A 23,001-nucleotide genomic window follows, 5' to 3' on the forward strand; every position below is an offset into this window, starting at 1 on the left:
GTCAGCACGTGAATTTAATTATATGGGTGACGACGCCGAAGATTTCGAGCGCCTCTTCACTGCCGATGCGGATGGGCGTATAGCGGGGATTGCGGGGATTAAGCTGGATAACAGGGCGAAGTTGAAGCTCTTTAACGGTAAATTCACCGTCAACGGAGGCGATGACAATATCACCGTGGGCGGCGGTACGGGAGCAGTCTACTACCAGCAGATCGCCATCATTGATGCCGCCGTCAATCATCGAGTCCCCCGCCGCCTTCACGAAATAGGTCGCGTTGGGGTGGTGGATCATTAATTCGTTTAGGTCGAGACTCTGCTCCACATAGTCCTGCGCCGGCGAGGGAAAACCGCACGGCACCAGATCGCCAAAGAGAGGAAACGCAAGAACTTCGCGCAGCTCAGCGGGCTTATAAAATGTTAAACTCACGAACGTCACCTTATTATAATAGTTACTGTGTATTTATACAGTAGATTTATATGAAGTCGTGATCAAGTGGCTTAAGTAAAGGCTTATCGCCCCCTGTCTAATTATGAATAATTAAAACTGTTTTTTATCAACACTTTAATCCATATGTAAATTTTTAGCGTTTTGATTTAAGCGCCTGGTTATTAGGCGCTTTCTATTATCTCCGACCATCTCAGAACAGCGTATCGAGCTCGTCGACGACGCGGTAGTCGTCATCAATCAGCAGCAGCGTTTTGTATTTATCAAAGGTCAGGCACGGATGTGACGTGCCAAACACCAGAATGTCCCCAACGCGGACATCGCTTTCGGCTGCCAGCTTCACCATATAGTGCTGATCCATAATCCCGACGCTGACGATGGCCTGCGGCGAGAACGGCAGCGCCTGGCCGTGGCGGTAGTGGGCAATGGGCTGCGGTAGTCCGGCGTCAAAGGCGCAGTCGCGCTTGCCGAAGTTTACCACCGCGCGGTCAGCTTCCGGCACCGACTGCACCATCGCCACCAGCTCCAGGGCGGAGGCGAGATCGCCGCCAAGATCGCAGGCGACGCGGTCGCGCTCGATCAGCGTCTGCTGCGCGTCGGCATAAATCCCCCGGTCGTGGGTGATATAGCAGCCCGGACGGATCACGATCCGGCACTGCGCCGGTTTCTTAGCCGCAAGCCAGATATCACACACCACGTCATACCAGACGGTACCCGCCCCGGTGAGGATAAACTCGCCGTCAACCAGGTTTTCCATATGGCAGGCAAGCTCGGCGGCGTCGCGCAGCAGGGCTTCAACCTGCGGCTGCGGATCGTCACCGTGCAGCACGCCCTCATACAGCTCCAGCCCGCGCAGACGCAGCCCCGGCAGGTCGTGGATTTTCTGCGCCAGCGCCAGCGCGGCGTCGGTGGAGCGACAGCCGCAGCGTCCGCCAGGCACGCCCAGCTCCACCAGCACATCCAGCGTCTGATTTTGCCCAGCAAAAAAATCTGCCAGCGCAGCGGCATTTTCCACGCTGTCCACGCAGCAGGCAAAATCCACGTCACGGTAGTGCTGCTTGAGCTGAGCGATCAGCTGCATGTTGGCCTTCCCCACCAGCTGGTTCACCATCAGCACGCGCTTGATACCGCTCGCCATAGCCGCCCCGGCCTGCCAGGCGCTGCCGACGCCAATCGCCCACGCGCCTGCCTGCTGCTGCGCCTGAAAGATCCACGGCGTCATGGTGGTTTTACCGTGCGGCGCCAGCGAGACGCCGCGCACGTCGGCATAGCGTTGCATCCAGTCGATGTTATTCCGCAGCGCCGACTGTTTAAGCACCGCCGCTGGCAGGCAGATGTCTTCCGCCAGCACGTTTGCCGGGGTGCGCATTATCGCAGATTTATGGGGTACTAACGTATCGGAATGGTATTTCATAACATAATCCTTAACGGGTCATTGTGTTTTAACGTTAAAATAACATATTTATCTATATGAAAATAAAGATATAAATATAGTATCGTTATAATTATTGAATAAAAGTATCACAAAACGATCTGACTTTTGCGTAGTTTTCCACTGTTTTTTCAGCTTGTAAATGGTTAACTTGGCAGCAGAACAAAAAGGGAGTGAGGTGTTATGAAGCATGACTGGCTTTTCAAAAATGCCACCGTCATCGACGGCAGCGGCGGCCCCGAATACCGCGCCGACGTGGCGGTCAGCGGCGATCGTATCGTGGAGATCGCGCCAGCGATCCACGCGCAGGCCGAGCACGTTATTGATGCCGCGGGCAAGGTGCTGTCGCCCGGCTTTATCGACGTGCATACCCATGACGATACCAACGTCATCCGCATGCCCGATTACCTGCCAAAAATCAGCCAGGGGATCACCACGGTCATTGTCGGCAACTGCGGCATTAGTGCCGCTACCGCCACGGTCCGCAGCGACGTACCGGATCCGATGAACCTGCTGGGCGAGAAAGAGCACTTTATCTACCCGACGGTAGACGCCTACGCACACGCGCTGGAAGCCGCGCGGCCCGCCATCAACGTCGGGACGCTGATAGGCCACACAACCCTGCGCAATAACCACATGGACGATCTGTTCCGCGCGGCAACCGCAGACGAAATCGCCGCTATGCGCCAGCAGCTGCGCGCGGCGCTGCAGCAGGGGGCGTTGGGCATGAGCTCCGGGCTGGCCTACGCCACGGCATTCCACTCATCCACCGAGGAAGTGATGGCCCTGGCGGAAGAGCTGGCGGCAGAAAAAAGTATCTATACCACGCACCTGCGCTCTGAGTTTGAACCTATTCTGGAAGCGCTCGACGAAGCGTTCAGGATTGGCCGCCACGGCAAGGTGCCGGTGGTGGTGTCACACCATAAGTGCGCCGGCGCGAAAAACTGGGGTCGCACGCGGGAGACGTTGGCATTTTTCGACAAGATGCGCCAGCACCAGGAGATCGCCTGCGATTGTTACCCCTACTCTGCCAGCTCCTCGACGCTGGATCTCAAGCAGGTGACCGACGAGTTCGACATCGTCATCACCTGGTCTGAGCCGCACCCGGAGCAGGCAGGCAAAACGCTACAGCAGATAGCGGACGGCTGGCAGATGAGCCTGCACAGCGCGGCGGAGCAGCTGATGCCCGCCGGGGCCATTTACTACAACATGGACGAGCAGGACGTGCGCCGGGTACTGCGCTATCCGGTCACCATGATCGGCTCGGACGGGCTGCCGAACGACCCGATGCCCCACCCGCGCCTGTGGGGCGCGTTCCCGCGCGTGCTGGGCCATTACTGCCGCGATGAGAAGCTTTTCCCGCTGACGATGGCGGTGCATAAGATGACGGGCATGTCGGCGGCGCGCTTCCAGCTGCCGCAGCGGGGCCTCATCAAAACCGGCTACTATGCGGATCTGGTGCTGTTTGATCCGCAGACGGTGCGCGACGTCGCCAGCTTCTCGGATCCCAAACGGCCCGCAGAGGGTATCGACGCCGTGATGGTGAATGGCGTCATGAGCTATGACCAAAATAAGCACATTACAGGACGCGCAGGGCGTTTCCTGCGTCGGCAGACCACATAATAAGGAGCAACGATGAGCATTAAACGTTATGGCACCGAAGGCGGGACCGGCACCGGCGGGCAGCACCTGCCGTTTGCCAGGGCGGTAGAGGCAGGCGGCTGGCTGTACGTCTCCGGCCAGACCCCCATGAAAAATGGCGAAGTGGTGGAAGGCGGCATTGTCGATCAGTCCCGGCTGGCGATCCAGAACTGCGTGGATATCATGACCGAAGCGGGCTATACCCTGGCGGATGTGGTTCACGTGAAGGTGATCCTGACCGACGCCCGCTACTTCCAGTCGTTCAACAAGGTCTTCCGGGAATTTTTTGGCGATCATCCCCCTGCCCGCATCTGCTGCGTCGCAGACCTGGTCGTGGATTGCAAAGTTGAAGTCGATGTGACCTGCTACAACGCCGCTCGCATCAACTAATCTCCTCTCCCTTGCGCGCAAGGGAGATCGCATATTTATAAAAAAGCTATCGCGGTACCCTGGCAAAATTTATTTTGCCTGTACTCTCGGATCCCCTGCGCCTTTTTTCAGGTGACCGGTCCTGTTAACACATCCGTTTCGCGCAGACGAAATAGATTAACGATATCTGGACGTGAGCAATGAATAATATCTCTTTTCTGGTCTGGTTTACCCTTTATGCCTGCGCCATGATTACGCTCGGCTGGTATGTTTCGCGGCATCAAAAAAATGGCGATGACTTTCTGCTGGGCGGCCGCTCGTTGCCGATGATATTAACCCTGGGATCAACGGTCGGCACGATGGTCGGCACCGGCTCAAGCGTCGGCGCAGTAGGCTTTGGCTATACCAACGGCTGGGCCGGGATGCTGTATGGCCTCGGCGGCGCGGTGGGCATCTTACTGGTCGCCTGGCTATTTGCCCCGGTGCGTAAATTACGCTTTATGACCATGAGCGAAGAGATCTCTTATTACACCGGCGGCAGCAAAATTGTTAAAAACGTGGTCGCCGTGCTGATATTTATTGCCTCTATTGGCTGGCTGGGTGCGCATATTTTAGGGGGTGGTTTATATCTCGCCTGGGCCAGCGGAATAGACATTAACGTCGCCAAAATTATTATTGCCCTGGCGTTTGTCGTGTATGTCGGGATTGGGGGCTATTCCGCCGTAGTGTGGATCGATACCGTTCAGTCTATCATCCTGTTTGTCGGCTTTATTTTAATGGCCGTGCTGGCGGTGAACCACGTCGGCGGCTGGGAGAATATTAAGCATGCCGTCGATCCTGCGGCACAGAGCCTGTTTGCGGTGGATAAGCTTGGCGTTCTGCCCGCCTTCTCGCTGGCGATGGTGATCGGCGTCGGCGTGCTGGCGACCCCCTCTTATCGTCAGCGCATCTATTCGGCAAAAACGGTGTCGTCGGTGCGACAGTCGTTTACTATCACCGGCCTGCTGTACCTGCTCTTCTCTTTCCTGCCCGCGATTATCGGCATGGCGGTTTGGACGATGAACTCGCAGCTGGACAATAGCGGCTTCGCCTTCCTGTTCGCAACCCAGGTCCTGCCGCCGGTGCTGGCGATGGCGGTGCTGATTGCGGGTATGTCCGCCAATATGTCCTCCGGCAGTTCGGATGCCATCGCCGGGGTATCGATCATCCTGCGCGATCTCTACACCCTGGTGACCGGCCATATGCCTGCGCCGGAGAAGGCCATTCGCCTGTCGCGCATCTTCCTGGTGCTGGTTATCGCCCTTGCCCTGCTGTTCGCCCTGACCTCTAACGACATCATCAGCTATATCACCAAAATGATCTCAATGATCATGTCAGGCATGTTTATCTGCTCGATTCTGGGCCGCTTCTGGAACCGCTTTAACTGGCAGGGGGCGCTGGCCGCGCTGGCGGGCGGTGCGGGTGCCTCGGTCGCCGTATTGATGGACAGCGACTGGCTCGCCTTCTGGGGCAACCCCTGCGTACCGTCGGTACTGACCAGCCTGGGTTGCGCGGTAGTGGTGACGCTAGTCACGCCTGCCAGCGCGCTCAGCCGGGAAGAGGCGCTGGCGCTGATTACCCGTGAACGCGAAAGCCAGCCGGAAGCGCCGCCGCTGCCAATCGGCAAACGCAAACCGTCGGAGGGCTAGCGAAGCACGTCGGCACGGATCAGTCCCCCAGCGGCTGGCGATCCACGCCGCCGCGGTGGCTGTCCAGCGCCAGCTTGATACGGCGCAGCCGGTCTTTGGTCTGCGCCTTGTTCGCCATCGCCATTTCAGTCGCCAGCACGTCAACCATCGCCAGCATGGCGTAGCGGGAGGTACTGGGCTTAAAGATGTAGTCGTTTTCCCGCACCAGCAGAGGCAGCACCAGATCGGCCTGCTCCGCCAGGGGCGTCTCCAGCGGCGTAATGGCAATCACTTTCGCCCCGTACTGCCTGGCAATCGCCGCACTCTCAATCATCTCCGGGGTATAGCCGCCCAGCGACAGCACCAGCACCACATCCTGCGGCGCGACGGCGGAACACATCATCCGCACCAGCAGGCCGTCGCTCTGACTGACCACCGGCAGGCCGAGGCGGAAAAAGCGGTATTGCAGCTCCTGGGCGCAGATGGTAGAGCCTCCGCCCATGCCGATGGCAAGAATTTGCCGCGCCTGGCTGAGCCAGCTAACCGCCCTGTTCAGCGCCTCGCCGTTAAGCGCCCGGCGGTTGGTCTCCAGCACGCTGATGATCGACTCGTAAATCCCCTGTACCCCTTCAAGATCCGGTACATCGAGAATAAAGCGCTGTCCTACCGCCAGGGACTGCGCCAGCTTCATTTTTAATTCGCGCACGTCTTTGCAGCCCAACGCACGCGCAAAGCGGGTGACGGAGGCCTGGCTGGTATGGGTCAGACGCGCCAGCTCGGCAATCGGCAAGTCCGCCGCCGTGGCGACGTCATCAAGAATGAACTGGGCAATGCGCTTTTCAGTGGCGGTCAGCTCCATGAAGCGGTCGGTGATGCAGGAGATAATATCGATCGTATAAGCCATGCGTAGCGTCAGCGGTCAGAAGAGTGTTGGTACTTTGTATCATAATTTGCCACTCAACGGTGAGCCACTGTAAGCTGATAATTCTCCCTAATCCTTACCGATGTTCAAATATTAATCTTTACTCGTCAATAAGTTACCTAATTTCCTCCGTTCGGCCTATTTTCAAGATGATAATGAGAATTATTGTGTTACTATCCGGTTATTATTTGGTAAACACGTGGTGTATGTCTCTGTTATATAAGACAACAAAATGGTTATATGCTTTCTTAATAACCGGTGCAGAGGCATGCATACCCGTTGATGGCAAGGACTACTCATGGAACCTATTGTTTATGTAGTAGATGATGATAATTCGGTAAGGCAATCCCTGGTCAGGTTGTTAATGGCTGAAGATTATCGGGTTGCAGACTTTCCTTCAGCGAAAGCCTTTCTCTCCCATGCGTTCAGGCCAGAGCCTGGCTGCCTTATTCTCGATATGAACATGCCGGAAGCCGATGGCTTTGACGTAACCGAATCGCTGACCAAGCTTGGCTATCTTATTCCCGTGATCTTTCTCACCGGGTTCGGCACCATTCCGCTCTCCGTTAAGGCGATGAAGGCCGGTGCCTATGAGTTTATGACCAAGCCCGCCGTGCCGGGACTGCTGCTCAAGGCCGTGGCGGATGCGCTGGCGCTGGCGGAAAAGAACATGGGGGCGTCGCAGGAGATCCAGACACTCACCAGCCGCTACGAGTCGCTGACTCCGCGCGAGAAAGAGGTCTTCCAGCTGGCGATTGGCGGCCTGCTGAATAAGCAGATCGCTACGGCAATGGGCGTGAGTGAAATTACCGCCAAAGTGCATAAGAAGCGGGTAATGGAAAAGATGGAAGTGCGCTCGCTGGCGGATCTGGTCCGCTGTGCGGAGCGTCTTAATATCGTGAAATCGCAAAGCCGCTAGCGGTTATGCTGCGGTCTTTTATTACTACTGAAGCCCCGAGGAGAAACCGATGACCAGCCAACCCGCGACTGAACCCCGCACCCAGCTAAAGACGCTTTCATCCACGCTGAGAAAACTGCATAAAACGCTGGTAGATGTTGAAACCAAACGTTTTGGCGAGCCCGGCAACGCGTTTGAGCATTTACAGCTGCTGACCAGCCACCCGCAGTTTGCCTGGCTGCGGCAGATCTCCGAGGTGCTGGTAGACATTGACGAACGTCTGGACGACAAAGAGCAGCCGGTAGATAGCGTGGCGGTGGAAAGCGTGCGTAAAACGCTCGACGGCCTGCTGAGCGCGGAAAACAGCGGTGAGTTTCGCCAGAAGTACCTTGAAGCCCTTCAGGCGTCGACCGACGTGGCCATCGCGCATGGCGAACTGCGTAACCGTTTAACGCAGCTCGCCCCCGCGTCCTGAAGGCTATTCGCCCTGCTCGTCATGCACCGGCAGGGTAAACCAGAATCGGCTGCCGTGGCGCTCGCCTGGGGCAGCCTGAAGCCGTCCGGCATGACGTTCAATGATGTTACGGCTGATGCTCAGTCCCATCCCCATCCCCTGCTCTTTCGTGGTGTAGAACGAGTCAAACAGCCGCTCCTGCACTGCTGGGCTCAAACCAACCCCGGTATCGGTAATCTCAAGGTGAATTTTGCCCGGCTCCGGGTTCAGCGAGCTCACGGTTAAGGTTAGCTGGCGGTCATGGATATCCGCCATAGCATCAATCGCGTTGACGATCAGGTTGAGCAACACCTGTTGAATTTGCACGCTGTCGCCGTAGATAAACGCCTCCTGGGCCTTGAGCTGATAGTGGAGGGCAATTTGCTGCCGCTCCAGCTCGCTGCGTGAGAGCGCAACAATGTGATAGACCAGATGGTGCAGATTCACCCGCGAGCGGCTTGCCGTCTGGTTGCGCGTCAGCGCCTGCAATCCGCGAATAATGTTCCCGGCGCGCTCCCCCTCGCTGATGATCTCCTCCAGGCTGGTGCGTGCATGGCTGAGCATTGCGGGCTCCCGGCTAAGCCAGCGCAGGCTGGCACCCGCATTGGCGACAATCGACATCAGCGGCTGGTTAATCTCATGGGCGATAGAGGCCGTCAGCTGTCCAACCGTCGTAGCGCGGGAGACGCGGGCGAGATCCGCCTGCGCCACGCGCACAGCGTCCTCCGACTGGCGGCGGGCGGTGATGTCGGTGATAACGCCGAAATACTCCGCAACGCTGGGTTCATCGCCCACCGGATTGCCCACCCCCAAAATGTAGCGGCACTCGCCGTCCGGGCGAAACACGCGGAACTCCGCGCGCATGGAGACGCTGTTACGCACGCTATCGGTCACGAGCTGGCTGATGCGCTGATAATCCTCCGGATGCACCAGCGTCAGGAAATCCGCCATCGAGATCGTGCGCTGCCGGTCCGGCAGGCCGAGGATGCGGGCGTATTCATCGGAGACAAACATCAGGTCCTGGTCGATATCCCAGCGCCAGGTGCCGGTATTGCTGATACGCTCCCCGAGCATCAGCGAGGTCTGGCTGGCGCGCAGCTCTTTCTCAACCCGACGCCGCTGGACGTTCTCCTCCAGCAGCTCGGCATAGAGGCGCGCCGTTTCCAGCGATACCGCCGCCTGCGACGCCAGCATTCTGACGATGCGCGAATGCTCGGCGGTGAAGATCTCCGGCATGACGCGGTTTTCCAGGTAGAGCACGCCGACCATTTTGGCCTGTTTATACATCGGGACGCACATTACGGCCGCGCCGGAGGTGACCAGATAGGCGTCCTGGCTGAACGGACTGAAGATCTCCGGCTTGCCGGTGCGGATCTCCTGGCCGGTACGCATGACCGCCGAGAGAATCGACAGCGGCATATCGGTCGCGGAAGGCCGCTCTTTAACCCGTCGCACCTTCACGCCGTCCGACGAGGTCTCCGCGCAGGCCTGGGTTTCCAGCACGTTGTTATCAAGAATGCGAATCAGCAGGCCGCGCTGGGCCCCTGCCCGCTCAAGCAGCAGGGTCATCAGCGTCTGGATCAGCCGGTCGAGGTCGATCTCCTCCGTCATGGCGCGCACCGCTCTGAGCATGCTTTCCAGATCGTGAACCACCTCATTCTGTGCAAAGGCGATGGTGTCGTAGGGGGTGCTCTGTCCGGATGGCGAGAGGTGCGGATAGTGGCGCTCCAGCTGGCGCACTTTTGCCATTGCGCCCCACCGCCGCCAGGCAGAGAACGCCCCGCGGAAATAGGCTTCGGAGGCAACCTGAAAACCCGCCGCCCTGGCAAAGCCCCCGGCCAGCTCGCAGGCAAGGCCGTGGATGTGATGAAACTCCGCATCGCCTGAAAGTTTTATCGCCTTCTCATACAGGGCGATGGCGATATCACTCTTCTGCTCCAGTCGCGCCAGCTCTGCGCCAATCAGCGCCTCTTTATCAGCAAAGGTCGCTGGATTGTGGCGCGCCCACAGCGCGATCCGATCGTGATGGGCTTTTACCGTGCCTCGCTGCGCGGCGGTCGCTGTTTCCGGCGTCAGGGAGAGGGTCAGCGAAAGCGCGCTATAGAAATGGTAATCGAGCAGATGGATATACCCCGGCACGCTGTCGACCACCGGCGCGGCTCGCTCCAGGCACCGGGACGCCTCGGCGTACTCCCCCGCCATAAAATGTGCCATGCCGCGATAGAGCCAGAACCAGAATAGCGTCAGAGGGATATGCTGATGGCCGCGCGCGGCCTCGTCGGCAATCAGCGACTCGGGGAAGACGTCCGCGCCGGTGAAGTTCCCCGACGCGTTACGCAGATGATTGACATACAGCCGCTGGAGCAGGAGCAGGATCTCCACGTCCGGGAAGCGCAGTTTGCGAATAAAACCCAGCCCGCGCTCGATGGTGGTCAACACGCCGTCCAGGTGATCGCCCCGGGTGAGGAAATTCATCGTCTGATGACGAATGATAAAACAGGCGGCGGTGAGATCGCCGTGGTCAACCGAGGCCGTAAAGCAGGCTTTCGCGCGCTCTATCGCCGCGCCAATCGGTTTCACCCAGGAGGTGGCAAGGTCAACCGCCAGCAGCGTTCGTCCTTTGAAATTGTTAAAGCCGTGCTGCATCACCAGCGCATGCGCTAGCTCGCTCCAGATAAACCCATGCTGATATTCGTTGTAGCGTCGACCGATCAGCACGCCATACCAGGCAAACGCCGCCGTTGAGGCGCCGCATAGTCCCCGGTCCAGGGTCATATGGATGATTTTGCAGAGCAGCAAAAAGTGCAGCCGCGGACAGGCGAAAGCGGCAAACATACCGGCGCTGATCATCAGGCTCATGATCGCCTCCGCCTCCCGGTCTTCCGTTGGGGCAAGGGTCTGGAAAGCCGCGACCGGATCGCCGCCGACCCGGGACTCAACTGAGCGCCACGCCTCGTCGCAGTCGTGCGCGTCCGGGTGACGGCTGAGGTCAACGTCAAAGGCGGCCAGGCCGGACAGCGCCGTCTCTAACGCCAGCGGCATATTGGACTGGCGCATATGAATTTCCGCCATCATGCAGGCGGCTACCGCTTTTTGCTGCGGACGCGGCGCCTGCATCAGACGCTGGCACAGCGCCAGCGCAGACGGCAGGTTACCTTGCAGAAACTCACACTCCGCTTCGTCGAAATCAAGCTGGAAAGCGTCATCCGGCTCGGCATGCAGCGCATCCTCATGTAGCAGCTTTGCCGTCCGCAGATAGCGCACGGCTGAGGCGTAGTCCCCGGTGCTTTTCGCCCGCTGGGCGGCGAGATGACAGACCGTACGGTAGCTGTCGCGCTCCGGCGAAAAACGAATGTCACTAAGCGCGGAGGTGATATGGTGGACCGCCAAAAACAGCCGATCGCTGTCGTCGCTCTGGCGCGCCGCCTCGGTGAACAGGCGCGCGGCTGAGACATTAAGCTGGCTGACTTCGTCAGCTTTTAGCAGCGCCCGCGCCGCCTTGTGCACGCGATCGTGCGTAAAGGTATACTCATCGCCGGCAAGGCTAATCAGCCGGGCGGAAACCGCAGGTTGCAGCTGCTCGTGAAGATGCTCAGGGGCGATCGCCTGCATCTGGCTCAGCAGTGCGGGCTTGCCGGTTCCGCCCACACACGCAAGGCAGCCGAGCAGCCTGCGCGCCTGCTGGGGCATCTCTGCCAGCTGCAGCAGCACCAGGCTGGCCACGTTTTCAGTGTAATTTCGCGCCCGGATGGCAGGCAGATCGTAATACCACTTCCCCTGCTTTTTGTTATGGGTGATTAGGCCATCTTTGACGATGCGCTGGAAAAACTCATGGGTAAACAGCGGATTGCCGCCGGTTTTTTCATGAATAAGCGTCGCCAGCTCGTGTAGGCCCGACGCCCGGGTCTGGAAAATCTCCGCCAGCCAACGCGACACGGCCTTCACGCTGAGCGGCTCCGGTCGGATGTCGACAAGATGACGGGCGTCGGCGCGCAGGGTTTTCAGCAGCGTCTGCGCGCTACCGTCGGGAAAGGCGTCGGTATCGGAGTGGGCAACCACCATAAGCAGCGGCAGCGCGCCGCTGGCGTGGGTCAGGTACTCCAGTAGCTGCAGGCTGGCCTGGTCTATCCAGTGAATATCATCAATCAGCAACACCAGCGGGCAATCCGCCGTGGCGAACGCCTCCACCAGCCGGGACGCCATCTGGTTGAAACGCGCCCGGGCGTCGGTGGAGTCCATATCGCCCACGGTAAGGGCGCGGTTGTCCAGCAGCAGGCCCAGCTCCGGCACCAGCTTGACGGCCAGCACCGCATAGCTGCCCAGCGCCCGAGTCAGCCGCCGCTTCCAGTTCGCGACGTCATCTGCGCCCAGCCCCAGCAGGTAAAGCGTTAAAGAGCGAAAGGCCGAGGCGATAACGGTATAGGGTACCACCGCCGAGTACTGGTCAGCCTTGCTGACGGCAAGCAGCACCCGCCGATGCTGGAGCGTCTTTAGCGCCGAGGCAATAAGCGACGACTTGCCGCTGCCGAGCGGTCCGCTAATAACCACCAGCGAATGCATGCCGCTCTCCGTGACCCGGTCGAACGCCGCCAGCAGTTGCTGCTGCTGGGGATGGGCCAGATAGAGATTGTCCGGTAAAAATCGTGCTGGCAGGCGATCCTGCAAGCCCGGCGTAAACGGCGTGATATCCCCGTTTTCTGCCAGGTTGGCCTGGCAGCGACGCAGGTCGGCGATCAGGCCCTCCACCGTCTGGTATCGGTTAGCCGGGGATTTTTCCAGCAGGCGCAGAACGATCGCCGAGAGCATGTCGGGTACAGAGGGACGAACCTGGTGGAGCGGCCGGGGCTCGGAGGCGATATGGTGATGCGCCCACTCCGCCTGCCCGCCTTCGCTGGGCTCAAAAGGCAGCGCGCCGGTCAGCAGCTCATAGAGCACGATACCCAGGCTGTAGAGATCGCTGCGGCTGTCTACCCTGTCGCGGGTGCGGGCGGTGTGTTCCGGCGACATATAGGCCAACGTGCCGCCGGGCACCGTCAGACTCGCCTGGCTGGCGGCCTCCGATGAACCGGTAGTTAATCCAAATCCGGCCAGCCGGTAAGCGCCGCCGGGATCGATGAAAAAGTTGCCGGGTTTGATATCGCTGTGAACCAGCCCCTGGGCATGCATCTGCCGCAGCGGCGTGCAGAGACCTAACGCTATCGCCAGAAAGTCAGCGATATTGCCTATTCGCAGGCGGGTCGATTGCGCCAGGGTGCGGAAAGGGAACGGCGCATAGACCAGCGCATAGCGGCCATGATGGCTGGTGGAGCTTATCGGTTTAATCGCCCAAACGCCGGAGAGTTGCATACGCAGGGCGAACTCATTTTTGAGCAGCTGGGTCGCCTGAAACTCTGCGTCGTCGCTGGCGGCGCTGGCCAGGATAAAGCTCTCACCTGAATGCAGCGGATGGCATAGCGTCCAGGCGATGCAGCCCTCCTGGGCCAGCGGCGTGAAGATAATGTCATCGGTGAAGGTAAAAACGTCCCCATTCATTAACTTTCCGGCAGCAGAGAGTTTCTCGCTCATCAGTGCTCCTCGCGTAAAGAGAGTTCACGGCGGATATGTTCCAGCAGCGTATCAATATTGATGGGCTTACGTAAAAGCGTGACGGCGTCGTCTCCGGTGAAATACCACTGGCTATTTTCATCTTCATGCCCGGAGATAAAGATAACCGGCGGCGGATCGGATTGCGCTACTACGGCAGCATAAAGTTCCAGGCCGCTCATGCCCTTTAGTTTAACGTCGAGGATTAACAGATCGGCGCTTGCCAGCGCCGTGTCGTCATTGAGAAATGCCTCTGCGGATTCGAAGGTGCAGGTATCGTACCCCTCCGACAGCAGTAAATTACTTAACCCGCTGCGAACGGAACGTTCATCGTCAACAATGACAATGTGCGGAGAGAACGCCATGCCGTGATCCTCTGACTAAGCTCACGCAAAGGTGAGTGGCGCTCCCTACGGTAGGTTTTTGCCTTCGGGGGGAGGAGTGCCGCTGATTTTGGGCACGCATTCATGACGAAACCATGCCAGGGTGACCGGCTGGCGGCGTAGAAGACGTCGGCATACCGGAATAAGCTGCTCGCCCACCAGCATACCGAAAAGCCCCAGCAGGGCGATGACCGGTGGTGCAGGCGAATGAACCTGTAATGCGCCATAGATAGCGCCAGCCAACAGGCCGGTCGCCAGCGAAACAACGTATGATTTCAACATAGTTAGCCTGCCCAGGTAAAGGCGTTAACGAGCTGCTCGCCTGCCAGCATCCCCAGCAAGCCAACCAGCGCGATAGCGGGCGGCGCGGGCGAGCGCACCTTCAACAAGGCATAAACCAGACCAATCAGCACGCCTGCGCCAAGGGAAATAATTTCTGCGCTCATGGCAGTTCTCCCGTCACTCAATAAAAATAGGGGCCGGCACGCTGGTCCGGCCCGCATGGCTTTATTTATTCGCTGGCACCGGCGCCAGGGTTTGATGCGCGCCCTTAGCACGAGCGGGTGCCTTGTGCACCATAGTGTAAGCGTAATCAACGCCCATACCGTAGGCACCGGAGTGCTCTTTCACGATATCCATCACGGCGTTGTAGGTCTCTTTATGTGCCCAGTCGCGCTGCCACTCCAGCAGAACCTGCTGCCAGGTCACCGGGATCACGCCCGCCTGGATCATGCGCTGCATGGCGTAGTCATGCGCCTCTTTGGAGGTACCGCCGGAAGCGTCAGCCACCATATAGATTTCATATCCCCCTTCCAGCATGGCGCACAGGGCGAAAGTGTTGTTGCACACTTCGGTCCACAGGCCCGAGACCACAACCTTCTTCTTGCCGTTTTTTGCCAGCGCGTCGCGTACTTTCTGGTCGTCCCAGGAGTTCATGGAGGTACGCTCAAGAATGTCGTGCTCCGGGAAGACGTCCAGCAGCTCCGGGAAGGTGTTACCCGAGAAGCTTTCAGTTTCAACGGTGGTGATAGTGGTGGGAATGTTGAAAACCTTAGCCGCTTTTGCCAGGCCAACCACGTTGTTCTTCAGTACCTGACGGTCGATAGACTGTACGCCAAAGGCCATCTGCGGCTGCTGATCGATAAAGATCATCTGGCAATTTTCCGGAGTCAGTACTTCAAGCTTAGAGTTGGTCATGTGAGTTCCCATTGTCATTGTCGTTTAAGTAGCAGGTGTCCGTGCCGTCCCGGACGTCGATGTTGGGACGGATAGTAAAACCACTTATCCGGCATAACTATTATCTCTGTGTATAACTATACGTTCGTATAGGTATACCTTCGTATAACTAGACGTCCGATCCCCGTGCTGAAGATAATCCCCCCACTTTTATAGTCCGGCGCATCACGCTTCGGACCCTTCAGCAGGAGAACCCTATGGTCTCGCTTGGCAAGGCAGAGCTCATTTTACTCAACGGTAAATTTCATACGGTAGATCGGGAAAATCCGGTCGCCGATGCGGTGGCTATTCGCGACGGCAAATTTCTGGAGGTCGGCACGGCGGCGGAGGTGATGCAGCATCAGGCGGAAGGCACCCGCGTCATCGATCTGAAAGGTAGCACCGCAATCCCAGGCCTGAACGACTCCCACCTGCACCTGATCCGCGGCGGTCTGAACTACAACCTCGAACTGCGCTGGGAAGGCGTACCGTCGCTGGCGGACGCGCTGCGGATGCTAAAAGAGCAGGCGCTGCGCACCCCTTCTCCGCAGTGGGTGCGCGTGGTCGGCGGCTGGTCGGAGTTTCAGTTTGCCGAGCGCCGGATGCCCACGCTGGATGAGATCAACGAGGCCGCGCCGGATACGCCGGTGTTTATTCTGCATCTCTATGACCGCGCCCTGCTCAACCGCGCCGCGCTGAAGGTGGTGGGCTACACCAAAGATACCCCGAACCCGCCGGGCGGCGAGATCCAGCGCGACAGCAACGGCAACCCAACCGGGATGCTGATTGCGCGCCCGAACGCCATGATCCTGTACGCCACCCTGGCGAAAGGGCCGAAGCTGCCGCTGGAGCAGCAGGTCAACTCCACCCGCCAGTTTATGCGTGAGCTGAATCGCCTGGGGCTGACCAGCGCTATCGACGCCGGCGGCGGCTTCCAGAACTACCCGGAAGATTATGAAGTGATCGCCGAGCTGCATGCCAAAGAGCAGATGACCATCCGCATCGCCTATAACCTGTTTACCCAGCGTCCCGGCCATGAGCTGGAAGATTTTGAGAAGTGGACCGACATGCTGACGCCGGGCCAGGGCAGCGACTTCTTCCGCCACAACGGCGCAGGCGAAATGCTGGTCTTCTCCGCCGCCGACTTCGAAGATTTCCTCGAACCGCGCCCGGATCTCGCGCCGGGTATGGAAGACGAGCTGGAGCGCGTGGTCCGTCATCTGGTTGAACACCGCTGGCCGTTCCGCCTGCACGCCACCTATAACGAATCCATCAGCCGCATGCTGGATGTGTTCGAAAGAGTGAACCGGGAGATCCCCTTCAACGGCCTGCACTGGTTCTTTGATCACGCCGAAACGGTCACCCAGCACAACATCGACCGCATCAAGGCGCTGGGCGGCGGCATTGCGGTGCAGCACCGGATGGCCTTCCAGGGTGAATACTTCGCCGAGCGCTATGGCATGGAGGCGGTTCGCCACACCCCGCCGGTTGCGAAGATGTTGGAGACCGGCGTGCCGGTGGGCCTGGGGACCGATGCCACCCGCGTCGCCAGCTACAACCCGTGGACAGCGCTCTACTGGCTGGTCTCTGGCCGCACCGTGGGCGGCATGCAGATGTATGACGTGAACGCGCGCCTCGACCGCGACACCGCCCTGATGCTATGGACCCAGGGCAGCGCCTGGTTCTCCAGCGAGCAGGGCAAAAAAGGCCAGATTAAAGTGGGCCAGCTGGCGGATCTGGCGGTGCTGAGCAAAGACTACTTCCGCGTGCCGGAGGAGGAGATCAAAGGTATCGAGTCCGTGCTGACCGTCGTGGATGGCAACATCGTCTACGCCGCCGGGGCTTTTACTTCGGAAGCGCCGCCGTCGATTCCCGTGCTGCCAGAGTGGTCGCCGGTAGTCAACGTGCCGGGCCACTACCGCAGCGCCCCGCCGCAGCAAACCCGCGTAGGCCTGATGCCTGCCGTGCACCACTGCAGCGGCCCGTGCGGCGTACACAGCCACCAGCACGACGTGGCGCGCCGCTCCTCGGTTCCGGTTTCAGACGATAGCGCCTTCTGGGGCGCACTCGGCTGCAGCTGCTTCGCCTTCTGATGCCTATGAAAAGCGCATCGGCTTTTTCGCCCCGTATTGATGCGGGGCTGTTCTTCCTGCGCCTCACCGGTAGTCTGCTGCTGCTCTACGTGCACGGCTTGCCAAAGGTGATGCACTTTAGTGAAGAGCTGACGCGGATCGAGGATCCGTTTGGACTGGGCCCGTGGACCAGCCTCTTACCGGCTATCTTCGCCGAAGTGGTTTGCCCACTCTTCATCATCCTGGGGGTCGGAACACGGCTGGCCTGCCTGCCGATTATCGGCGTGCTGCTGGTGGCGATGCTGGTGGTTCATCCTGGATGGAGTATGGCGGAAGGCCAGTTTGGCTGGCTGCTGCTGATTATCTTCACCACGCTGGCGATAACCGGGCCGGGCAGCTGGCGGCCCTTCACGAGTCGCGTAGAGGAGTTTCGCTATGGCGCAGGTAAATGATATCCGCACGGCAACGGCGCAGGCGGCGTCTGTGACAGCGCAGCCTGCCGCCGCATCATCCTGGCAGCCGCTGCGTAACCCCATTTTTCGCATGCTGTGGATAGCGACGGTGGTCTCCAACATCGGTTCATGGATGAACGATGTCGGGGTGAACTGGACCATGCTGACGCTGAGCGCGGATCCGCTCTCCGTCGCGCTGGTGCAGGCGGCAAGCAGCCTGCCGATGTTTCTCTTCGCTCTGCCCTCCGGGGTGATGGCGGATATCGTCGACCGCCGGAAGTACCTGCTCTTTTCCCAGGTATGGGTCTTTATCGCGGCGGCGGGCCTGACCCTGCTGTCGCTCGCCGGTTACGTGACCCCGACGGTGCTGCTTATCGCCGCCTTCCTGCTCAGCGCGGGTGCGGCAATGAGCTCGCCGCCGTTTCAGGCTATCGTGCCGGATCTGGTGGAGAAAAATGAGCTGGCCCCGGCTATCGCCCTGAACTCGCTGGGCATCAATATCAGCCGCGCGATTGGCCCGGCGCTGGGAGGACTGGTGCTGTCCTTTGCCGGTCCGTGGGTGGTGTTCTTGCTGAATGCGCTGTCGGTGCTGGGGGTAGCCTGGGTGCTCTATCGCTGGAAAGCGGAGCCCTCTATTCAGCGCCTGCCGCCGGAGCACTTCTTTCCCGCTGTGCGGGCAGGATTACGTTACGTGCATGCCGCGCCGGTACTGCGCAACGTGCTGGTGCGCACCGTGGCGTTTTTCCTCTTCGGCAGCGCCGCCTGGGCTTTACTGCCGCTGGTCGCGCGCCGTGAACTGGGGCTCGGCCCCGGCGGCTACGGTATTATGCTGGCCTGTATCGGCATCGGGGCGATTTTTGGCGCAGTAGTGCTGCCTGGGCTGCGCAAACGGCTCAATCCGGACCGCCTGATGGTGCTGACCAGTCTGTTTTATGCCGCCGCCATGCTGGCCCTGGCCTTTGTCCGCCACTTCTGGTTGCTGAACGCGTTTCTGTTTATCACCGGCTTTGCCTGGATAGCGGTGCTCTCGACGCTCAACATGGGCGCGCAGCGCAGCGCGGCAAAATGGGTTAAAGCACGGGCGCTGGCGGTCTATCTCACGGTCTTCTTCGGCTCAATGACCCTGGGCAGCGCCATCTGGGGCCAGCTGGCGTCGCATTTCACCCTCCCCGTCTCGCTCTGTGTCGCAACGGTGGGCATGGTGCTGGCCAGCCTGACCGTTTTCCGCTGGCGGTTGGATGAGAACCCCGATCTCAACCTGGATCTGCGTGAAATCGACAATCTCGCCCGAACGTTGGATGTTTCCCACGAGCGCGGCCCGATTATGGTGATCTATGAGTATCAGATAGACGCCGACGACGTGTATGACTTTGTCGTTGGGATTCAGGAGATGCGCCGGGTCCGTCAGCGCGGCGGCGCGCTAAGCTGGTCGGTATATGAAGATATCCAGCGGCCCGGGATTTTTCTGGAGACCTTTGTTATTGGAACCTGGATTGAGCATTTGCGTCAGCAGGAGCGCCATACGGTGAACGATCTGCTGATCCAAAGCAAAGTCTATGCTTTTCATCGCGGTGGTGAACTTCCCGAGGTTCGCTACCTGGTAGCGCCCATCACCTAAACAACACAACCCATAACCCGTTATCACTACTGAGGATCGAGTATGAGCACAATCAAAACGCAGGATGGCACGCAGATTTATTACAAAGACTGGGGTTCAGGCAAGCCGGTGCTGTTCAGCCACGGCTGGCCGCTGGATGCCGATATGTGGGACAGCCAGCTGAACTTCCTGGCCGAGCGTGGCTATCGCGTTATCGCCTTCGATCGCCGTGGCTTTGGTCGTTCGGATCAGCCGTGGGAAGGCTATGACTACGACACCTTCGCCTCTGACATCAACGATCTGATTACCAGCCTCGATCTGCGTGACGTGACCCTGGTCGGTTTCTCGATGGGCGGCGGCGACGTGACCCGCTATATCGGCCGTTACGGTAGCGATCGTGTGAAAGCGCTGGTGCTGCTGGGCGCAGTGACGCCTATTTTCGGCAAAGCCGCCGACTACCCGCAGGGCGTGGATCAAAGCGTATTTGAAGGCATCCGCGCTGGGTTACGTAAAGATCGCGCCCAGTTTATCAGCGACTTCGCTGCTCCGTTCTACGGCACCAACGCCGGGCAGAACGTCTCTGAGGGCGTATTGACCCAGACGCTGAACATCGCCCTACTCGCCTCCCTCAAAGGGACCATTGACTGCGTTACCGCCTTCGCAGAGACCGATTTCCGCCCGGACGTGGCGAAAGTGGATGTCCCTACCCTGGTGATCCACGGCAGCAACGACCAGGTTGTGCCGTTCGAAACTACCGGTAAAGTCGCAGCGGAAACCATCCGTGGCGCGCAGCTGAAAGTCTACGATAACGCGCCGCACGGCTTCGCCGTTACGCACCAGGATCAGCTTAACAACGACCTGCTGGCGTTTTTACAGTCGCTGTAACAATAGCTTAAAAGGAGGCGCACCCGCGCCTCCTCCGCTTTATTGATAGTTTACAGCTATCGTTCTTCATATCTTACCCGCCCGCTATTTTTGATCCATACTTAAACTAAATATGCATATTTCCTTTGAGCTTTTGTTCAACTATAGAGGAGGAAGTCATGCAGTTAGTGAGTGAAAAGTGTGTAGTATCTTCTCAGGATTTTGAATTTCTTGCTTTCAGCTTCGCTCAGATGCGTTCGCAAGGTAGACATCTCTGCACGGAGGCTATCACAGGCAATATGGATGACGATTGTAAGATGTTGTTCCTGCAACGCTACGATCACCATCTTGAGCAGCTACAGGAAGGTTTAGTGACAGTGTAGTTCAATGCCGGGCGGTGGCCGCCGCCCGGCGTTCGCGTTACGCGACTAATAGAAAAGGATAGTAAGCGCAGCGGGTTTTTGGTTTTATAAATGCTGTCTCTTATTCTACTTCTACAGGCCGATCGTTATGGACAGTAAAATTCAAACAGCAATCGCGTTGCGATCGTCAGGCGAGTATACAAAAAGCCGGGCGCTTCTTAGAGAACTCGCAGTCAATCCCCATTTAAAAGCAGAAGCACTGCTCCATATCGCCTGGTCCTACGACAATGAGGGGCTGGAAGATAGTGCCGCTAAATATTATCTCGCTGCGCTCGAGGAGGGACTGGAGGGCGATAACCAGTTTGAAGCTAAGTTCGGTCTCGCTTGCACCTGGCGCTGTCTGGGAAAATATGCGCTCGCTAAAGAAGCGTTTAAAGAGATTATCAGAGACTATCCCAATGCCAGCGAAGCCATCCCCTTTTATGCTCTGTGCCTGCACAATCTCGGTGAACACGATCGCGCGATGGCGGTGATGCTTGAGCTGATGTCAAACCACCCGCCGACGCCGGGCATTCAGCGGTATGCAAAAGCATTGGCTTGTTACTCTCACAATGTGAATTAAGTTGGACGCTATGCAAGAAATTGATTTTTATATGGTAGATGCCTTTGCCGCCACCACGTTTGCTGGTAACGCCGCCGCAGTGTGCCCGCTCACGGAATGGTTGCCCGATGAGACATTATTGAAGATGTCTAAGCAGCACAACCAGTCAGAGACAGCGTTCTTTATCGCTAATAATAATGGCTTTGAGCTGCGCTGGTTTACCACTCAGGGTGAAATTGACCTGTGTGGACATGCCACCCTTGCCGCAGCACACGTCATTTTTGAACATCTTAATTATCCGGATACAACTATCCAGTTTGCTACTCGCTTTGTGGGTCCCCTGACGGTTACGCGCAGTGATGAGTGGCTGACGCTGGATTTCCCTGCCTGGCAAACGGATCCCGTTATGCCGCTGCCTTTACTGCTGGAGACGTTGGGCATCACCGAGTGCAAAGAGGTGCGCGTGGCACGTGATTACCTTGTGGTGTTGGAGAACCAACGTCAGGTAGAAGCAGTACGATCTGATATTAATGCCATGCTCCCTCTCGGGAAAATGGTTTGCATCACCGCGCCTGGCGAAGGAGAGTACGATTTTGTCAGCCGCTTCTTCTGTCCAGGAGAAGCCGTCGCGGAAGATCCTGTCACCGGATCTGCACATAGCATGCTCATTCCTTACTGGGCCGAAAAACTGAACAAAACCGAGATGCTGGCGCATCAGTGTTCGGCACGCGGCGGGGATTTACGCTGCCAGCTCATGGGCGACCGGGTCCATATCGGCGGCAAGGCAGTGACCTATTTAGTCGGTAAAGTGCTGTTACGTTAGAAGAGCGATGTATACCGGTTTCATTTCTGAGCTGCTTGCACAACATTGAAGCTATCGCCTGTATGCGTTACCCGAAAAGTTGAGACATAGGCTTTTCGGGTGGCTTTTTTATCTTTACTCCTGGCACCGATATTCACTTCAATCTGGGCACTGCCTCAGCAGCCAATTACCGACCTTAGGCCATAATGTTTCTCGATATCGGCTTCGAAAAAAGCCCATGTGCCCGATAGCGTGGTTACCAAAATCCATGCGCTGTATCTCGCGCCGTTCAACTTTAGCATTTTTCACCGGCTCCATTAAGCGTGTAATGGCTTCCGGGTTAGCCCAGGGATCATCATCAAAACCTATTACCAGAAGAGGCAACGTTATCTCCCCGGCCCTGCGACGTGCATCCCAGTTTGGATCGTCATAAAAGTAATTGGGCATTGCGCTCCAGCGTCCCCATTGATCCATTACCGGAGCGGGCAAGTCTTCTCCCAGCCCAAGACGTCTGGCTGGCATATAGCCGAAGATACGGCACAGAACCGGTGCAAGAACACGCAATAAAAACCAGACCCTTAGCTTCTCCCCAGTTTGTTATATAGTACGTGTTACGCCAGCGTGCGAAGCAACAATAACCCCCGCATGCAGAGAGTGTGTGGCCGTGGAAAGCAGAATAGCGTGCCCGCCAACGCTGTGCCCTACTGCCATCATCAGAAGATGAGGGAAACGTAACTTTGCCCAGGCAGTGACGCAAACGGCATCCTGCTCAATCCAGTCGGACATTGAAATATTACAGTTTCGAAGCGCCCCTGATGTTGAATATCCTGTACCGCGATAATCGTAGGTCAGAACAGTGAATCCCATTTCGTAGAGATACTCAGCAAAACCCTTGTAAAAATCCTGTGACACCGCTGTGGCAGGATGAAGGATCACCAGCGCCTTAGCATCGCTTCTCTCCCACACCGTGGAAGCCAGAACACCGCCCTCTTTTACAGGTATCATTACTGCATTCATCAACAGAGCCCCGCCTATGTGGTCATACCAGTAGAATCATCATAGACTGTAGCGCTGACAGACAAATTTGGCGATTTTTTTATTTCTCGCTTATCGCTGTCTTATGAGCTGCTTATGAAGGGCTTAAGCTATCCAACCTTAACCCTACACTTAGTCGTGGTTATGGAAAAGTTATTCACCTATTGG

At 58.0% G+C, this 23,001-nt stretch carries 20 protein-coding genes and 2 pseudogenes; 12 read left to right on the forward strand and 10 right to left on the reverse strand.

What is annotated here, in order from left to right; translation table 11 throughout:
• Window position 1: 1 nt before the first annotated feature.
• The 3 genes and pseudogenes from RTX96_RS04145 to RTX96_RS04155 form a co-directional block, all read right to left on the reverse strand.
• Window positions 2-427 carry a translesion error-prone DNA polymerase V autoproteolytic subunit gene (locus RTX96_RS04145; RefSeq protein ID WP_312670230.1) on the reverse strand — a complete coding sequence of 142 codons (426 nt, stop codon included), beginning with the start codon at window positions 425-427 and terminating at the stop codon, window positions 2-4.
• 211 nt (window positions 428-638) lie between these two features.
• The gene (locus RTX96_RS04150; protein WP_312670232.1) at window positions 639-1,859 is read right to left on the reverse strand and encodes an amino acid deaminase; all 1,221 of its coding nucleotides are present in this window, start codon (window positions 1,857-1,859) and stop codon (window positions 639-641) included.
• A gap of 48 nt (window positions 1,860-1,907) precedes the next feature.
• Window positions 1,908-2,083 (reverse strand): annotated as a pseudogene (locus RTX96_RS04155) (hypothetical protein).
• Here RTX96_RS04155 and RTX96_RS04160 point away from each other — a divergent pair.
• The 3 genes from RTX96_RS04160 to RTX96_RS04170 all read left to right on the forward strand — a co-directional run bounded on the left by RTX96_RS04160 (window position 2,061) and on the right by RTX96_RS04170 (window position 5,575).
• On the forward strand, window positions 2,061-3,500 hold the full coding sequence (locus tag RTX96_RS04160) for an amidohydrolase family protein (RefSeq protein WP_103820110.1): 1,440 nt from the start codon (window positions 2,061-2,063) through the stop codon (window positions 3,498-3,500). The pseudogene RTX96_RS04155 and the gene RTX96_RS04160 sit on opposite strands and share 23 nt — an antisense overlap.
• A gap of 12 nt (window positions 3,501-3,512) precedes the next feature.
• Entirely contained in the window at window positions 3,513-3,908 is a 396-nt protein-coding gene (locus RTX96_RS04165; RefSeq protein WP_103820109.1) for a RidA family protein, read from the forward strand.
• Window positions 3,909-4,087: 179 nt separating this feature from the next.
• Window positions 4,088-5,575: a sodium:solute symporter family protein gene (locus tag RTX96_RS04170; protein WP_312670233.1), complete on the forward strand. Its 1,488-nt coding sequence runs from the start codon at window positions 4,088-4,090 to the stop codon at window positions 5,573-5,575.
• A 19-nt stretch (window positions 5,576-5,594) separates the two neighbouring features.
• Here the strand turns inward: RTX96_RS04170 and RTX96_RS04175 are convergent, their stop codons facing one another.
• Window positions 5,595-6,458: a MurR/RpiR family transcriptional regulator gene (locus RTX96_RS04175; RefSeq protein WP_312670234.1), complete on the reverse strand. Its 864-nt coding sequence runs from the start codon at window positions 6,456-6,458 to the stop codon at window positions 5,595-5,597.
• A gap of 316 nt (window positions 6,459-6,774) precedes the next feature.
• Here RTX96_RS04175 and RTX96_RS04180 point away from each other — a divergent pair, with 316 nt between their 5' ends.
• Together RTX96_RS04180 and RTX96_RS04185 are read left to right on the forward strand one after the other, a co-directional pair.
• Entirely contained in the window at window positions 6,775-7,395 is a 621-nt protein-coding gene (locus RTX96_RS04180; protein ID WP_103820106.1) for a response regulator transcription factor, read from the forward strand.
• 49 nt (window positions 7,396-7,444) lie between these two features.
• Window positions 7,445-7,849 (forward strand): hypothetical protein, encoded by a 405-nt coding sequence (locus RTX96_RS04185; protein WP_312670236.1) that lies wholly within the window; start codon window positions 7,445-7,447, stop codon window positions 7,847-7,849.
• Window positions 7,850-7,852: 3 nt separating this feature from the next.
• Here RTX96_RS04185 and RTX96_RS04190 read toward each other — a convergent pair whose 3' ends face one another.
• The 5 genes from RTX96_RS04190 to RTX96_RS04210 form a co-directional block, all read right to left on the reverse strand.
• Complete coding sequence (locus tag RTX96_RS04190) at window positions 7,853-13,432, reverse strand: AAA family ATPase (protein ID WP_312670237.1); 5,580 nt, start codon at window positions 13,430-13,432, stop codon at window positions 7,853-7,855.
• Window positions 13,432-13,815 (reverse strand): response regulator transcription factor, encoded by a 384-nt coding sequence (locus RTX96_RS04195; protein WP_103820103.1) that lies wholly within the window; start codon window positions 13,813-13,815, stop codon window positions 13,432-13,434. Before RTX96_RS04195 ends, RTX96_RS04190 begins: the two co-directional genes overlap by 1 nt.
• A 45-nt stretch (window positions 13,816-13,860) precedes the next feature.
• Window positions 13,861-14,115, reverse strand: coding sequence for a XapX domain-containing protein (locus RTX96_RS04200; RefSeq protein ID WP_181016623.1), 255 nt, complete (start codon window positions 14,113-14,115; stop codon window positions 13,861-13,863).
• 2 nt (window positions 14,116-14,117) lie between these two features.
• A complete protein-coding gene (locus RTX96_RS04205; RefSeq protein ID WP_103820102.1) occupies window positions 14,118-14,279 on the reverse strand; it encodes a DUF1427 family protein in 162 nt (53 codons plus the stop codon).
• A 61-nt stretch (window positions 14,280-14,340) separates the two neighbouring features.
• The gene (locus RTX96_RS04210) at window positions 14,341-15,030 is read right to left on the reverse strand and encodes a hydrolase (protein ID WP_103820101.1); all 690 of its coding nucleotides are present in this window, start codon (window positions 15,028-15,030) and stop codon (window positions 14,341-14,343) included.
• 236 nt (window positions 15,031-15,266) lie between these two features.
• On the opposite strand from RTX96_RS04210, the gene RTX96_RS04215 reads away from it, so the two are divergent.
• From RTX96_RS04215 to RTX96_RS04245, 7 genes are all read left to right on the forward strand, one after another.
• Window positions 15,267-17,141 (forward strand): amidohydrolase, encoded by a 1,875-nt coding sequence (locus tag RTX96_RS04215; protein ID WP_103820100.1) that lies wholly within the window; start codon window positions 15,267-15,269, stop codon window positions 17,139-17,141.
• Window positions 17,142-17,146: 5 nt separating this feature from the next.
• Entirely contained in the window at window positions 17,147-17,572 is a 426-nt protein-coding gene (locus RTX96_RS04220) for a DoxX family protein (protein WP_312670238.1), read from the forward strand.
• Complete coding sequence (locus tag RTX96_RS04225; RefSeq protein ID WP_103820099.1) at window positions 17,556-19,190, forward strand: MFS transporter; 1,635 nt, start codon at window positions 17,556-17,558, stop codon at window positions 19,188-19,190. The genes RTX96_RS04220 and RTX96_RS04225 overlap by 17 nt, the downstream gene beginning before the upstream one ends.
• A 42-nt stretch (window positions 19,191-19,232) precedes the next feature.
• Window positions 19,233-20,054, forward strand: coding sequence for an alpha/beta hydrolase (locus tag RTX96_RS04230; RefSeq protein WP_312670239.1), 822 nt, complete (start codon window positions 19,233-19,235; stop codon window positions 20,052-20,054).
• Window positions 20,055-20,212: 158 nt separating this feature from the next.
• Window positions 20,213-20,416, forward strand: a complete 204-nt coding sequence (locus tag RTX96_RS04235; RefSeq protein ID WP_103820097.1) for a glycogen synthesis protein GlgS — start codon at window positions 20,213-20,215, stop codon at window positions 20,414-20,416.
• Between the two features lie 127 nt (window positions 20,417-20,543).
• Complete coding sequence (locus RTX96_RS04240; protein WP_103820096.1) at window positions 20,544-21,017, forward strand: tol-pal system YbgF family protein; 474 nt, start codon at window positions 20,544-20,546, stop codon at window positions 21,015-21,017.
• A 10-nt stretch (window positions 21,018-21,027) separates the two neighbouring features.
• The gene (locus RTX96_RS04245) at window positions 21,028-21,819 is read left to right on the forward strand and encodes a PhzF family phenazine biosynthesis protein (protein WP_312670242.1); all 792 of its coding nucleotides are present in this window, start codon (window positions 21,028-21,030) and stop codon (window positions 21,817-21,819) included.
• A 138-nt stretch (window positions 21,820-21,957) separates the two neighbouring features.
• Here the strand turns inward: RTX96_RS04245 and RTX96_RS04250 are convergent.
• Window positions 21,958-22,815, reverse strand: a pseudogene (locus RTX96_RS04250) (alpha/beta fold hydrolase).
• Between the last annotated feature and the right edge of the window lie 186 nt (window positions 22,816-23,001).

It is taken from the genome of Pseudescherichia sp. (assembly GCF_032052675.1).
In the GTDB taxonomy this organism is placed as follows: domain Bacteria; phylum Pseudomonadota; class Gammaproteobacteria; order Enterobacterales; family Enterobacteriaceae; genus Pseudescherichia.

What these genes read in the sequence shown, in the direction of transcription:
- RTX96_RS04150 (WP_312670232.1), bottom strand. Translation starts at nt 1,859, where the DNA reads ATGAAATACCATTCCGATACGTTAGTACCCCATAAATCTGCGATAATG.
- RTX96_RS04160 (WP_103820110.1), top strand. Translation starts at nt 2,061, where the DNA reads ATGAAGCATGACTGGCTTTTCAAAAATGCCACCGTCATCGACGGCAGC.
- RTX96_RS04165 (WP_103820109.1), top strand. Translation starts at nt 3,513, where the DNA reads ATGAGCATTAAACGTTATGGCACCGAAGGCGGGACCGGCACCGGCGGG.
- RTX96_RS04170 (WP_312670233.1), top strand. Translation starts at nt 4,088, where the DNA reads ATGAATAATATCTCTTTTCTGGTCTGGTTTACCCTTTATGCCTGCGCC.
- RTX96_RS04175 (WP_312670234.1), bottom strand. Translation starts at nt 6,458, where the DNA reads ATGGCTTATACGATCGATATTATCTCCTGCATCACCGACCGCTTCATG.
- RTX96_RS04180 (WP_103820106.1), top strand. Translation starts at nt 6,775, where the DNA reads ATGGAACCTATTGTTTATGTAGTAGATGATGATAATTCGGTAAGGCAA.
- RTX96_RS04185 (WP_312670236.1), top strand. Translation starts at nt 7,445, where the DNA reads ATGACCAGCCAACCCGCGACTGAACCCCGCACCCAGCTAAAGACGCTT.
- RTX96_RS04190 (WP_312670237.1), bottom strand. Translation starts at nt 13,432, where the DNA reads ATGAGCGAGAAACTCTCTGCTGCCGGAAAGTTAATGAATGGGGACGTT.
- RTX96_RS04195 (WP_103820103.1), bottom strand. Translation starts at nt 13,815, where the DNA reads ATGGCGTTCTCTCCGCACATTGTCATTGTTGACGATGAACGTTCCGTT.
- RTX96_RS04200 (WP_181016623.1), bottom strand. Translation starts at nt 14,115, where the DNA reads ATGTTGAAATCATACGTTGTTTCGCTGGCGACCGGCCTGTTGGCTGGC.
- RTX96_RS04205 (WP_103820102.1), bottom strand. Translation starts at nt 14,279, where the DNA reads ATGAGCGCAGAAATTATTTCCCTTGGCGCAGGCGTGCTGATTGGTCTG.
- RTX96_RS04210 (WP_103820101.1), bottom strand. Translation starts at nt 15,030, where the DNA reads ATGACCAACTCTAAGCTTGAAGTACTGACTCCGGAAAATTGCCAGATG.
- RTX96_RS04215 (WP_103820100.1), top strand. Translation starts at nt 15,267, where the DNA reads ATGGTCTCGCTTGGCAAGGCAGAGCTCATTTTACTCAACGGTAAATTT.
- RTX96_RS04220 (WP_312670238.1), top strand. Translation starts at nt 17,147, where the DNA reads ATGAAAAGCGCATCGGCTTTTTCGCCCCGTATTGATGCGGGGCTGTTC.
- RTX96_RS04225 (WP_103820099.1), top strand. Translation starts at nt 17,556, where the DNA reads ATGGCGCAGGTAAATGATATCCGCACGGCAACGGCGCAGGCGGCGTCT.
- RTX96_RS04230 (WP_312670239.1), top strand. Translation starts at nt 19,233, where the DNA reads ATGAGCACAATCAAAACGCAGGATGGCACGCAGATTTATTACAAAGAC.
- RTX96_RS04235 (WP_103820097.1), top strand. Translation starts at nt 20,213, where the DNA reads ATGCAGTTAGTGAGTGAAAAGTGTGTAGTATCTTCTCAGGATTTTGAA.
- RTX96_RS04240 (WP_103820096.1), top strand. Translation starts at nt 20,544, where the DNA reads ATGGACAGTAAAATTCAAACAGCAATCGCGTTGCGATCGTCAGGCGAG.
- RTX96_RS04245 (WP_312670242.1), top strand. Translation starts at nt 21,028, where the DNA reads ATGCAAGAAATTGATTTTTATATGGTAGATGCCTTTGCCGCCACCACG.